This window comes from Paenibacillus sp. 1SOY10 (genome assembly GCF_056836745.1).
On record NZ_JBXENK010000005.1, the window covers coordinates 181402 to 194002 of the forward strand.

Consider the following 12601-nt stretch of genomic DNA (forward strand, 5'->3'; position numbering starts at 1 on the left):
CAGGAGGCATTATTGATTATGGGCATCCCCCAAAACGCCGTAGAAATGGACTTTATTCTTGAGCGCGTGCTGGAGAACTTCCCCTGCCGGGTTCTATGGAGCGAAGGCCGTCCCTGCCTGGAGTACCAGCACCTTGACCAATTGGACGCAATTGCTGAATATGTACGCACTCAATTCGGCACGGAGCTGCTGGATGTTGTTTTCACGGCAGTGGAGAGGTTGGAGGAGGAGTAGGTCATTCGTAGATGATTTGTTGCTCCTGATTGTAAATAAGGACGGAGGAGTTGCCCTCGGCTCCTTCATCATAGTTGCCAACCAAGGTATAGGCTCGCTTTCCCTCCTCGATGTCCAGCCGATGCCATGTCTTCTGATTAAAAGTAGCATAGATGTACTTCCCCTCTTGGAGTAGTTGTTTATCATGGATTTGAATCATCAGGTATGGGAAGCCTGTACGAATGCCAAAGACCTGAACGGACTCCTTCCTGTTCTCGTTCAGCATCAGATCAGCGCCGTACTCCATTTCATCATTCTTGATTCTGAGCCAATAAGCCCCGACCTTCACACCCCGTTTGTAGAAGATATAAGCAAAAGGTTTGTCCACCTCGTTGTTAATTTTATAATCCAATACCTCTAGAGATTCAAGTTCGCTAAGCTGCTGAATATGGACATCTGAAATCTTGCTATACGAGTCCCTTTGCAAGAGGGTAATAAGTGCGATAAGCAGAACAATCAACAGCAGTCCCAAGCTTGGAAGCAGATAGCGTTTTTTTGGAAATCGTATCATGGAAGATCAACTCCGGGTTTTGTAATGGTGGGAATTAGTGGATATGGTTTAATTGTACATCTTAAATGCTGGATTTATATAGTTTTAAAGATTATATTTTTGCGTTAGTTCAAAGTTAAGAGCTGTATTAGCGCCACTGATTAGAATATAAATTAAATGACTTAGTAGTTTACTTCAGTTGTGCAGATTAGGGAGGATTTTCCTGAAATTCGTCGAAAACTATCCTTGAGAACTAATGCGATTTTAATTATGGGGGTTGAAAAGTACTATAAATAGAACGTTTATTTCAGTTATTAGAATATCCCTGAACTTAACTTTTTCATAACATAAATCTCTTTCAGAAGGGTGTGCAATTTGGTGCAAGTTCAGGATTTTATAGAAGAATAGTTTGTATTTCCGAAATTTGTTTGAAATAGAAGATTGAATATATATCAAAGAATATAGGAGGAATGAACTACATTCAATTGAATAAAATATAGCATATAGTACTTGCTTTATGATGGATACTTGATTGGAGGAGACAAATATGTGGGATAGGAATGTTACTTTTGGTAATGTTCAAGCTATTTGGAATTCTGCAGGAACTCGTATTTTAAAATACACCATAGAGATTGCACATAATGGTTTACATGACCATAAATTAATTTCAGCACCTGATGAAGATATACTTCAAAGCAAAATTGACATGCAAATGAGGAAATGGCAAGACAAATGGGAAGTCTTTGTTCAGAAGCGTCAAGCTGCTGAAGAAGTAGAAGCTAGTATTGAAGAAGCGAATAGAAGAACAGAAGAAGCCGATATGGAGTTGCAAGATATTGAAAATTTATTAATCTATACTCTAACAACTAATGATGCTGTGGATTGGGATACTTTGAAGAAGAAGGATACATTCCCCAAGAGTTCACCAATTAAGCCGATTCATGGAGAAAAGAGAGAGTATCCAAATTTACCCGAAGAAAAAACTCCTAAATTCACAATATTAGATAAGATTTTTAAATCTAAAAAACAACAAAAGGTAATCCATTATAATGCCATTAATGCTGCTATGATTCTAAAATGGGAAGAAGAAAAACAATTAATAGAGGATCATAATAGTTTGATAGAACGTGAATATGAGGAGAAATTAAAACACTGGGAGGTGGAGGTTCAAGATTGGGAGAATGACAGAAATACATTTATTAGTGAACAAGATGAATATAATAAAAAAATTGATGAGTTGAAACAAATGTATTTTAGCCTTCATCCGGATTCTATTGTTGAATATTGCGATATGGTACTTAATAACTCAATGTATCCAGGGGCTTTTCCCAAAAATTATGAATTGGAATATAATCCTGAAAATAAAATTTTAATCATAGAATATCAATTGCCCTCCATAGAGTGCTTTCCAACTCTAAAAGAAGTTAAGTATATGACTTCGAAGAAAGAATTAAAAGAATTTTATATCTCTGATAGTCAAAAATTAAAAATGTTTGATGAATCTATGTATAAAATTTCCTTGCGAACGATACATGAAATCTTTGAATCAGACGTGGCTAATGCCATTGATGCTGTTTCCTTTAATGGTTGGGTTGAATCAATAAATAAAGCAACAGGTAAAGAAGAGAATAACTGTATCCTCAGCATTCAGACAAATAAAATTGAATTTAATGAAATAGATTTATCAAATGTTGACCCTAAAATATGTTTTAAAAATCTCAAAGGTGTAGCTAGTAGTAAATTAAGTACATTAACCCCGATTCAACCTATATTGCAAATTAGTAGAGATGATAAAAGATTTGTTGAGAGTCATACTGTTGTTGGCTCTCTTGATAATACAACTAACCTTGCTGCAATGGATTGGGAAGAATTTGAACACCTTATTCGTGAATTGTTTGAGAAAGAATTTCAGACTAATGGTGGTGAAGTTAAGGTAACTCAAGCAAGTCGAGATGGTGGAGTCGATGCGATTGCCTTTGATCCTGATCCAATTCGGGGAGGGAAAATAATTATACAAGCTAAGAGGTATACAAATACAGTGAGCGTCTCTGCCGTTAGAGACCTGTACGGTTCGGTAGTCAATGAGGGTGCGACCAAAGGAATTCTTGTTTCCACTGCTGACTATGGACCCGATGCATATGAATTTGCTAAAGCTAAGCCCTTAACTTTACTTAACGGTTCTAACTTACTTCATCTATTGGAAAAGCACGGCCACCATGCAAGAATTGATTTAAGAGAAGCTAAAAAAATCTTAGCTGAAAAGTGAAAGGGTCCTAAGGGTCCCTTTTCATTTATGACAGAACAACTTACAAAGGTAACAGGGGGAAAACTGAAATGAATGAGTACCAACACTTGCTTATATTATTAAAGGCGAGATAAAATAGAAATCTTTTATTTAGTTAGGGATTGATTACGCCTTCACGTACCACCCTCCTTTCCCCATTCTGCTATTCTATAGATAAAAAAGGAGGCCCACCATGTCCCTTCTCGAATCCCTCTACCACGGAAATCTGCTTCCGCATGAACAGATCGTCCCAAATGATCCGCAATATCGTGAGCTGACCCGAGAGCTGTCCAGTGCGATGATTGCTTGGAAAGAGAAGCTAAGCAGAGCTGACTTCGCCGATTTGGAGGCGTTGATTGACTTGCAGCAACAGGTGCAAGGGATAGAAATGGCTGAGTCGTTTACGCAAGGATTCCAGTTAGGGGCCGGGTTGATGATTGAAGTTCTCCATAAAAAATATCTCTGAACGCGCTCCCGCAGTGTGAGTTTGTGAGAAAAAGCACGGGAAAGCGCATACGGGCGCGCGTATAATAGCTACGATAAGCGAATTTGTTTCGGCATAATTCGTGAATTTTTTCACTTATATTGTGAAAAAAAACACAATTACTGAAGGGGAGCAGAGTACATGAGACATCTAAGTAGCAGGTACGCAAGAACAGGTTTTCTGGTAGCACTGGTATTTATCTTGATGATGGGGTTAATCGGTTGCAGCGGTAACAACAATGAAGCCGCACCGGATGGGGCAGCTACCCAAGGCCTGTATACACCAGGGACTTACACCGGGGAAGCCCAAGGCTTGCACAGCGTAATTAAAGTAGAGGTTACGGTTGACGAGAATACGATTCAATCTGTAAAGGTATTGGAGCAGAAGGATACTGAGGGCGTCAGTGATGCGGTATTTACTACGATTCCCGAGAAGGTTGTCGAAGGACAGAGCTTGAAGGTGGACGTGGTATCCGGGGCATCCGTATCCAGTAATGGTCTGATTGATGCGATTGCAGATGCTTTGGCCAAGGCCGGAGCGGACGTTGATGCGTTGAAGAACAAAGAGCCGCTGAAGGCAGCAGCGAAGGAAGCCATTACGAAGGATACTGAAGTAGTGGTTGTCGGCGGGGGCGGAGCAGGTCTTGCCGCGGCAGTATCGGCAGCGGAGAACGGTGCTAAGGTTATTCTGATCGAGAAGTCCCCATCCCTGGGCGGGAACACGCTTCGTGCGGGCGGGGAGTTCAACTCCTATGACCCGGTCAGACAGCCAAAGATCGAAATGACGCAGGCGTTGACGAACGAACTGAAAGAAATTCTGACTTATGACGAGCAAGAGTTTGGAGATTATGCTGACACGCTTAAGACGGTGAAGGCACAAATTAAGGAATATTTGGCGAATGGCGATACAACCAAGTTGTTCGACTCCCCTGAATTGCACATGATTCATACTTATATCGGCGGGAAGAGAACGGACCTGGATGGTAAAGAAATTACAGGTAAATTTGAATTGGTGAAAACACTGACCTCTAACAGCTATGGCACGATCGAATGGCTGGAGAGCAATGGTGTACAGTTCGAAGATGGCATTGGTACCGTGCTTGGCGCTTTGTGGCCTAGAACGCATCATAACGCTGAGCCGCTTGGTACAGGTTACATCAACAACATGGAGAAAAAGGCAACTGATCTTGGAGCAGAGATTATGCTGAATACGAAAGCGACCCAACTGATTGTAGATGGCGGCCGTATCGTGGGCGTAACTGCTGAGCAAGCAGACGGAACTCCAGTGACCTTGAACGCATCCAAGGGTGTAGTTATGGCAACAGGCGGGTTCGGTGCCAATCCGGACATGGTTGTAGAATACAACAACTACTGGCCTGATCTGGATGCTAACATCATGACCACCAATACCGCAAATGCGACTGGTGACGGTATTAAGATGGGTAAGGAAGTTGGAGCAAATCTGTGGGGCATGGGCTTCATTCAATTGATGCCAAGTGGTCAACCGGGAACGGGCGCGTTGTCCGGCGGCGTATGGGGCAGTGCAGAGACGCAAATCTTCGTCAACAAAGAAGGTAAACGGTATGTGAACGAGTATGCTGAACGTGACGTACTGGCTGCCGCAGCTCTGGAACAAACCGACAAGATGTTCTATATCATCAGTGATAACACCTCGCTCGGTAATCCCGACTTGAACGGGAAATCCGGATGGGGTGATAACTATCAAGATTTGATTAAGAATAAAAATATCTTCGTAGCGGATACATTGGAGGATCTAGCCAAGCAAATGGGCGTTCCAGTAGATACCTTCGTAGAAGAAATGAAGAAATACAACACTTATGTAGAGAATCAACTGGACCCTGAGTTTGGCAAGAAGAACTTTGGACAAAAGCTGGAGACGGCTCCATTCTTCGCAACGCCAAGAACTCCATCCGTGCATCACACGATGGGTGGTCTGGAGATTAACGAGAAGGCTGAGGTATTGACCGCAGAGGGTAACGCTATTGAAGGTTTGTTCGCAGCGGGCGAAGTAGCAGGCGGTGTCCATGCCGGTAACCGTCTGGGTGGTAACGCCATCACCGATATCTTCACCTTTGGTCGGATTGCTGGTGCTAGCGCAGCAAGTAACTAATTTCGTAGTCTCAAATCACGAATTCCCCGTTCCTCTACCGCTCTGATGCGGAGAGGAACGGGGAATTTTTTTTGTAACACTATTATTAAATCTCCTTAACGACAACTCCTTGCGGATTTAATAAATTTAGGCAACTCTCTTAATCTAGCGGAAATAGTCAAAATTTATACTCTACTTGGGTTGAAAACAACATAAATACATGATGAACCCACAATAATCCACAGGGAGTGCGAGAGAACATGAAATATGGAGTAAAGAAAACGTTGGCGCTTGGCCTTGTTCTGTGTTTGTTTATGTTGGCATTGGTAGCTTGTGGAGACGCATCGGGCGATACGTCGGCTGCAAGCGCGGACGGCAACGCTGGTGCCCCTGCAGTGGAATTAACGCTGGCTGAATTGGAGGATAAGGCCAAGGAGGAAGGTTCCGTCGTTAGCGTAGGGATGCCTGATACTTGGGCGAACTGGAAGGACACCTGGGAGGACCTGAAGAGCAAGTATGGCTTGGAGCACTCGGACACGGATATGTCGAGCGCGGACGAGATTAATAAGTTTGAAGCGGAGAAGAACAAGCCGACAGCCGATATCGGCGACGTAGGGATTGCCTTCGGCCCGGTAGCCGTGGATCGGGGCGTGACGCAGCCATACAAAACCTCCTATTGGGAAGAGATTCCCGAGTGGGCCAAGGATGCGGATGGACATTGGATTGTAGGCTATCAAGGCTCGATTTCTATTTTTACCAATACCGATCTGGTGAAGTCTCCACCACAAAGCTGGGAAGACATGAAGAACGGCGACTATAAAATTATCGTTGGCGACGTGACTAAGGCAGCCCAGGCTCAAATGGCCGTGCTCGCAGCAGCCATCGCCTTTGGCGGAGATGAAAGCAACCTGGAGCCGGGAATTGCTTACTTTGAAGAACTGGCTAAGCAAGGTCGTCTGTCGAATGCAGAAGCTTCGTTGGCGAATATGGAGAAGGGTGAAGTCGAAGTTACCTTATTGTGGGACTTCAATGCGCTTAACTTCAAGGACCAACTGGGTCCAGATAAATTCAACGTAGCCATTCCACAGGAAGGCAGCGTCGTAAGCGGATATGCCACCATTATTAATAAATATGCGCCTCATCCCCATGCAGCGAAGTTGGCGCGGGAGTACATCTTGAGTGATGAAGGTCAGATTAATCTGGCGAAGGGCTATGCCAGACCGATTCGCGATAGCGTTGAACTTCCCGAAGATGTAGCTGCCAAGCTGTTGCCTGCCGAGGCTTACACAAGCGTCAAGCCTGTGGGCGATTATCAGGCGTGGGAAGAAGCCGCGAAGAAGTTGCCTCAATTGTGGCAGGAGCGTGTGCTGGTACACATGAACTAACGATACTGTAGGTCTTTAAGCGGTGCGTCAGTCGTCCAAGGCAATGGCGCACCTTTTGCTCAAAGCAGAGGAGTGGGAAAGGTGAAGCGTAAAAATCGCTGGTTCTGGCTGGGGCTGCTGCCCTTTATAGCTATGGTAGCCTTGTTCCAACTGGTTCCCATCGTCTCGATGGTGACTGGGAGCGTCAGTTCAGGGGCAGGCCTGACATTGGAATATTATGGACGTGTCTTTCAAAGCGAATATTATCTTAAGGCAATTCAAAATAGTCTGTTAATTTCGATGTTTTCCAGTGTGATCGGGCTGGTGGCGGGGCTGATATTTGCGTATTCCATTACACGGTTCTCCCCCAAAATGCGGGATCGCTTGATCATGCTGTCCAATATGACTTCTAACTTTGCCGGTGTACCGTTGGCCTTCGCTTATATTATCCTGCTAGGCAGTAATGGAGTATTTACGTTGCTGTTCAAGCAGTGGGGCTGGGACGTCTTTGCCAGCTTTGATCTGTATAGCTGGTCCGGACTGGTGCTTGTCTATGTCTATTTCCAGGTGCCCCTCGCCTTGCTTCTGCTGTATCCTTCCTTTTACGGCATTCGGGAGCAGTGGAAGGAGGCGGCATCCTTGTTAGGGGCAAGCACGTGGCAATTCTGGAGAACGATTGGTATTCCGGTGCTGCTTCCGGCTGTTTTCGGCACGCTGGGCATTCTGTTCGCTAACAGTATGGGGGCTTACGCCACGGCATATGCCTTGGTAGGCAGCAACTTCAATCTGCTTGCCGTACGAATCGGCAATCTGGTCTCGGGTGACGTCGTGAGCGAGCCGCAGCTTGGCAATGTACTCGCCGTAATTCTGGCGTTATCCACCTTGCTCGCCGTCTATCTGAATCACAAGATGACAGAGCGGGCGCAGCGGTTCCAGCCAGGAGCGGCAGACCCAAGAGCTTCTATTCGCCGCAAGGGCTTCCGGCTAAAGTCGCCTACATTGAAGGAGGAATTATAATGCAGGCATCCGGAGAGCGTCAGGCAGGCTGGGGACATCGTACCTTAATGCTGGTGCTGCTCGTCTACTTGTTCCTTCCACTGCTGGCCACTTTTATCTACGCCTTTGCCAAGGACTGGCAGACCACGATTCTCCCGGAACGCTGGACGCTGGAATGGTTCAGCGAAATGTTCACGGACGTCCGATTTATGGACGCCTTATGGAAATCCCTTTATTTGTGCCTGATCAGTGTGGCGTTGAGTCTCGTGGTCATGCTTCCTGCGGTATTCATTATCACGGTGTATCTGCCAAGGCTGGAGAGCTTCATGAAGGGCGTCGTGGTGCTGCCCTATGCGGTGCCTGGCGTAGTCGCAGCCGTTGGATTAATTCGTGCCTATTCATCGGGGCCAATCAACATTTCCGGGACGGCCTATATTTTGATCGGAGCCTATTTCGTCATTATTCTGCCTTACATGTATCAGGGAATTCGCAATAGCTTGCTGACTGTATCGGCCGTGGAGCTGCTTGGGGCTGCGGAAATGCTTGGTGCAAGCCGGATCAAGGCCTTCATCACGGTGATTCTGCCGAATATTTGGCCCGGAGTGATGACCTCGACCTTGCTGTCCTTCTCCGTATTGTTTGGCGAATTCGTGCTGACCAATATGCTGGTCGGTGGACATATTCAGACGATTCAGGTGTATCTGATGCGTAGAATGAACGAAAGCGGACACTTGGCCAGCGCGATTGCGATCTCTTATTTCTTGTTCATTCTAATGTTGTCTATGGTGTTGATGCAGCTTGGCAAAAAAGTAAACAAGGGGATGTCCAAATGAAGCCATATCTGAGGCTGGAAGGGATTAGCAAGCAATTTGGAGGAAATACGGTGCTGAGCCAAGTGAATCTCGATATTCGTGAGGGGGAACTGGTCACGTTGTTAGGACCCTCCGGATGCGGTAAAAGCACGTTGCTTCGCTGCATCGCCGGCTTGACGGAGATGGATGGTGGACAGATTTGGCTGGATAATCAGTCCATTGCAGAGCTGCCGCCCCGTAGTCGGGAGATCGGCATGGTATTCCAATCTTATGCTCTATTCCCCAATCTGACGGTCAGCGAGAATATTGAGTACGGGATGCGAATGCGCAAGGCATCGAAGGAGGCTCGGCGGCAGCGTTCGACGGAACTGCTTGAGCTAATTGATCTTGTGGACAAGCGCGATGCCTATCCGCAGCAGTTGTCAGGCGGCCAGCAGCAACGTGTCGCCTTGGCCCGATCTTTAGCTGTGCGGCCTAAGGTGCTTCTGTTAGACGAGCCGCTTAGTGCGCTGGATGCCAAAATTCGCAAAAATTTAAGGAGCGAGATTCGGGAAATTCAGAAAAAGTTTAATATGACGACCATCTTTGTCACCCATGATCAGGAGGAAGCGTTAACCTTATCGGACCGGGTGTGCCTGATGAACCAAGGCAATATTGTGCAGCAAGGAGCACCTGAAGAAATATATTCTGCTCCAAGAACGGAGTTTGTAGCCCGATTCATGGGTAGCTACAACGTGTTATCCCGGGCCGAAGCATTGCGCTTATTTGGAATGGTAGGGGGAGAAGCGGAGAGCTTTGCTATACGGCCGGAGGCGCTGGCTCTTCTCAATCAGGAGCGAGAGGGCACGGGGTTAGAAGCAGGCAAGCAGATCGTGCAGGGGACCGTGCATTCTGCGTCCATTCTGGGCAATGTGATTCGTTATACTGTGGATGTTGCGGGACTTCGGCTGACCGTTGATCAACTTAACGATGGGCGGTCCTTACGCAGGGAAGAGAGCAGCACGGTGAAGCTGGTCTTGGATCATACGCAATTGCTGCATTTGGAGAAGGAAGGGGCTTAGGGAAGTTGTCAATTTCATCCGAGGAACGTAAGCGTGTCATTATGGAACAGTTAAAACTGGAGGGACAAGTGAAGGTCCCTGACTTATCCCAGCTATTCACGGTGTCGGAAGAGACGGTTCGCCGTGATCTGGTATTGCTGGAGAAGGACGGGCTGGCCAAGAGGGTGTACGGAGGTGCGGTACTCACGAAGCTGACCAGCTATGAGCCCCCCTATTTACAGCGGCAACAGGTGAAGACCGAGGAGAAGGAGCGCATTGGTCGGGCGGCCGCGGAATTGGTTGAGTCGGGGGATACGATTGCCGTCGATATCGGCACAACCACGCTGGAGATGGCGAAGGCCATTGCTGGCCGGGAACGGCTGACCATTCTGACGAATTCGCTGGCCGTAGCCTATCATCTGATGGAATCGCTCAACAGCGGGAAATTTTCCGGGAAGATTGTTGTGGTTGGCGGGGAACTGAACCCGGAGCAGCAATCGATGTCCGGACCCATGGGAGAGAGCATGCTGTCGCAATTCCGCGTAGATAAGGCGTTCATCTCCGTGGGAGGTATTTCTCCCGAGCGTGGCATCAGTGACTATGATATCAATGAGACGGGAATGTCGCGAAGAATGATCGAGGCGGCTTCCCGAACCATCGTGTTGGCGGACGAATCGAAGCTGGGCAAGGAAGCCTTCGTGGAGATCGCTCCGCTTGATAAATTGCACGTAATTGTCAGCAATACGGCCGTTCCGAAGGAATGGGTACAGCCCCTCCGCAGCCAGCATATTCAATGGATTGAAGCTAAATAAGAGGATAAAGGGAGGAATCATAGATGTCGTCGACCGAAGCTAAGCTGATTGTTGTTGTGTTGGATGGACTCAGATATGATGCGGCTCGCAAATATTTGGGCTATATGGAGCATTTAGTTGAACAAGGAGAGGTGTCTTGCTACCGCGTAGAGTCTCAGCTTCCTAGTCTATCTCGTCCGCTCTACGAGGTGCTGCTGACTGGAACGCCAGTCGCACGAAATGGAATCACCGCTAATCATATTGCGCGCCTGAGCCGGGAGGAGAGCGTGTTCCATCTGGCTACCAAGGCAGGCTTGAGAACGGCAGCAGCAGCCTATCATTGGGTAAGCGAGCTATATAACCGAGCTCCCTTTAACTTAATAGAGGACCGTCACCAGCACGATGAGAGCCGGCCAATTCAGCATGGCATGTTCTACTTTGAGGATCATTACCCGGACAGCCATTTGTTCTTGGATGCTGAATATTTACGCACGACCTATGACCCCAACCTCCTCTATATCCATTCCATGAATATTGACGATATGGGCCATAAGTACGGAGGGGAGAGCAAGGAATACGCGGGGGCTGTACGTATGGCCGACGGCTTGCTGGCCTCCCTGGTGCCGTTATGGAGATCGCAAGGGTATCAGGTTATTGTAACCTCTGATCACGGCATGAATGGAGAGGGGCAGCATGGCGGCACGGAACCGGAGGAACGGCAAGTTTCGCTGTATGTCTTCGGCGAATTGCCGCTTCCCTCTTCCTCATTGGAGCGCAAGCCGGGGATATCCCAGCTTTATTTTGCGCCGCTAATGTGTCATTACTTGGGGATAAAGCCTTCCGGGGCGATGGTGAGCTGGACATAGACAGGAGGATTAACCGGTGAAGGTTGATATGCATTTTCATTTAGAGGAAGGACCCTATTCATTGCGCTGGCTCATGCGCACCATGCAGGCTCTCTCTGCGACTGAGCCCACGTATACTAACGCTTCGGTAATGGATAAGGATCACACGCTTGACTTTGCAGAGCATCTGTCCGGGCTGTTGTCCGGGCGAATGCAGCAGGGGTGCTACAGTGAAGAATGGCTGGACCGGTATCTGACGACAGGCCGCAGCCGGGGAATTCAGCAGTTTGGCGTTGTGGATCATCTGTACCGCTTTCGCGAATGCCGCCCGTATTATGAGAAGCATATGCTGCTTGATGATAGTGCGGTAGGCAAGCTGCAACGCGCCTGGCTGGATCAGGTGTGCGTGGCCTCGATTTCAGAATTTGCCGATTTCATTACGGAAGCCAAGAAAACAAGGCCCGATCTGGCGCTAGGGGTTGAAGCGGACTTCTTCCCTGGTGGAGAGGTGGAGCTTGGAGAGCTGCTAGCTCAGCATCCATGGGATTACGTCATTGGCTCGGTTCACTTTCTGGAGGGGTGGGGTTTTGATAATCCCGAGGCAAAGGAAGGCTTTGACGGACGTGACCCTGTAGCCACCTATGCCGCTTATTACGACCTTTTGGGGCAAGCTTGCGAGTCGGGGTTGTTCCAGATCATTGCGCACCCGGACAATTTGAAGTTATTTGGCTTTCGCCCCCACGATGAACGGGAACTTCTTCCACTATACAGACAAATTGCCGAGAAGATGACTCGTAGCAGAGTAATTACGGAGATCAATACAGGCTTGGCTTATCGCTATCCTGTGGCCGAAAGCTGTCCAAGTCCTTTGTTCCTGTCCGTGTTAGCTGAATATGGTGTGCCACTAACCTTGTCTTCAGACGCGCATTTTCCCGACGATATCGGTATGTTACTGGATGGCGCTTTGGCCGATGCTGTAGAGCAGGGCTATGCAGAGCTTACGATATTCAGGAACCGGGAACGCCAAATGGTGCCCATTGCCTAAATCACGGAAAGCTGAATAGCACCTGGTAACAATTCTCCACCTCCATCCGTCCTTTTTTAAAATGATTA

General features: G+C 47.4%; 12 protein-coding genes. 11 read left to right on the plus strand and 1 reads right to left on the minus strand.

Annotation, left to right across the window (positions count from 1 at the left end):
• Nucleotides 1–18 precede the first annotated feature (18 nt).
• Nucleotides 19–234, plus strand: coding sequence for a hypothetical protein (locus tag AC1VOR_RS14780; RefSeq protein WP_482618730.1), 216 nt, complete (start codon nucleotides 19–21; stop codon nucleotides 232–234).
• Nucleotide 235: 1 nt separating this feature from the next.
• Here AC1VOR_RS14780 and AC1VOR_RS14785 read toward each other — a convergent pair whose 3' ends face one another.
• On the minus strand, nucleotides 236–784 hold the full coding sequence (locus AC1VOR_RS14785) for a hypothetical protein (protein WP_482618731.1): 549 nt from the start codon (nucleotides 782–784) through the stop codon (nucleotides 236–238).
• Nucleotides 785–1310: 526 nt separating this feature from the next.
• On the opposite strand from AC1VOR_RS14785, the gene AC1VOR_RS14790 reads away from it, so the two are divergent.
• From AC1VOR_RS14790 to AC1VOR_RS14835, 10 genes are all read left to right on the plus strand, one after another.
• Nucleotides 1311–3029: a restriction endonuclease gene (locus AC1VOR_RS14790; protein WP_482618732.1), complete on the plus strand. Its 1719-nt coding sequence runs from the start codon at nucleotides 1311–1313 to the stop codon at nucleotides 3027–3029.
• Between the two features lie 211 nt (nucleotides 3030–3240).
• A complete protein-coding gene (locus AC1VOR_RS14795; protein ID WP_482618734.1) occupies nucleotides 3241–3513 on the plus strand; it encodes a DUF6809 family protein in 273 nt (90 codons plus the stop codon).
• Between the two features lie 159 nt (nucleotides 3514–3672).
• A complete protein-coding gene (locus AC1VOR_RS14800; RefSeq protein ID WP_482618736.1) occupies nucleotides 3673–5661 on the plus strand; it encodes a flavocytochrome c in 1989 nt (662 codons plus the stop codon).
• A gap of 239 nt (nucleotides 5662–5900) precedes the next feature.
• Nucleotides 5901–7025, plus strand: a complete 1125-nt coding sequence (locus tag AC1VOR_RS14805) for an ABC transporter substrate-binding protein (RefSeq protein ID WP_482618738.1) — start codon at nucleotides 5901–5903, stop codon at nucleotides 7023–7025.
• Nucleotides 7026–7106: 81 nt separating this feature from the next.
• Nucleotides 7107–8021, plus strand: coding sequence for an ABC transporter permease (locus tag AC1VOR_RS14810; RefSeq protein ID WP_482618740.1), 915 nt, complete (start codon nucleotides 7107–7109; stop codon nucleotides 8019–8021).
• Nucleotides 8021–8833: an ABC transporter permease gene (locus AC1VOR_RS14815; protein ID WP_482618742.1), complete on the plus strand. Its 813-nt coding sequence runs from the start codon at nucleotides 8021–8023 to the stop codon at nucleotides 8831–8833. Before AC1VOR_RS14810 ends, AC1VOR_RS14815 begins: the two co-directional genes overlap by 1 nt.
• Nucleotides 8830–9873 carry an ABC transporter ATP-binding protein gene (locus tag AC1VOR_RS14820; protein WP_482618744.1) on the plus strand — a complete coding sequence of 348 codons (1044 nt, stop codon included), beginning with the start codon at nucleotides 8830–8832 and terminating at the stop codon, nucleotides 9871–9873. Before AC1VOR_RS14815 ends, AC1VOR_RS14820 begins: the two co-directional genes overlap by 4 nt.
• Nucleotides 9874–9878: 5 nt before the next feature.
• Nucleotides 9879–10664: a DeoR/GlpR family DNA-binding transcription regulator gene (locus AC1VOR_RS14825; protein ID WP_482618745.1), complete on the plus strand. Its 786-nt coding sequence runs from the start codon at nucleotides 9879–9881 to the stop codon at nucleotides 10662–10664.
• A 23-nt stretch (nucleotides 10665–10687) separates the two neighbouring features.
• Nucleotides 10688–11509, plus strand: a complete 822-nt coding sequence (locus tag AC1VOR_RS14830; RefSeq protein ID WP_482618747.1) for an alkaline phosphatase family protein — start codon at nucleotides 10688–10690, stop codon at nucleotides 11507–11509.
• Between the two features lie 16 nt (nucleotides 11510–11525).
• Entirely contained in the window at nucleotides 11526–12533 is a 1008-nt protein-coding gene (locus AC1VOR_RS14835) for a PHP domain-containing protein (protein WP_482618749.1), read from the plus strand.
• The last annotated feature ends 68 nt before the right edge of the window (nucleotides 12534–12601 follow it).

What these genes read in the sequence shown, in the direction of transcription:
- AC1VOR_RS14780 (WP_482618730.1), top strand. Translation starts at nt 19, where the DNA reads ATGGGCATCCCCCAAAACGCCGTAGAAATGGACTTTATTCTTGAGCGC.
- AC1VOR_RS14785 (WP_482618731.1), bottom strand. Translation starts at nt 784, where the DNA reads ATGATACGATTTCCAAAAAAACGCTATCTGCTTCCAAGCTTGGGACTG.
- AC1VOR_RS14790 (WP_482618732.1), top strand. Translation starts at nt 1,311, where the DNA reads ATGTGGGATAGGAATGTTACTTTTGGTAATGTTCAAGCTATTTGGAAT.
- AC1VOR_RS14795 (WP_482618734.1), top strand. Translation starts at nt 3,241, where the DNA reads ATGTCCCTTCTCGAATCCCTCTACCACGGAAATCTGCTTCCGCATGAA.
- AC1VOR_RS14800 (WP_482618736.1), top strand. Translation starts at nt 3,673, where the DNA reads ATGAGACATCTAAGTAGCAGGTACGCAAGAACAGGTTTTCTGGTAGCA.
- AC1VOR_RS14805 (WP_482618738.1), top strand. Translation starts at nt 5,901, where the DNA reads ATGAAATATGGAGTAAAGAAAACGTTGGCGCTTGGCCTTGTTCTGTGT.
- AC1VOR_RS14815 (WP_482618742.1), top strand. Translation starts at nt 8,021, where the DNA reads ATGCAGGCATCCGGAGAGCGTCAGGCAGGCTGGGGACATCGTACCTTA.
- AC1VOR_RS14820 (WP_482618744.1), top strand. Translation starts at nt 8,830, where the DNA reads ATGAAGCCATATCTGAGGCTGGAAGGGATTAGCAAGCAATTTGGAGGA.
- AC1VOR_RS14830 (WP_482618747.1), top strand. Translation starts at nt 10,688, where the DNA reads ATGTCGTCGACCGAAGCTAAGCTGATTGTTGTTGTGTTGGATGGACTC.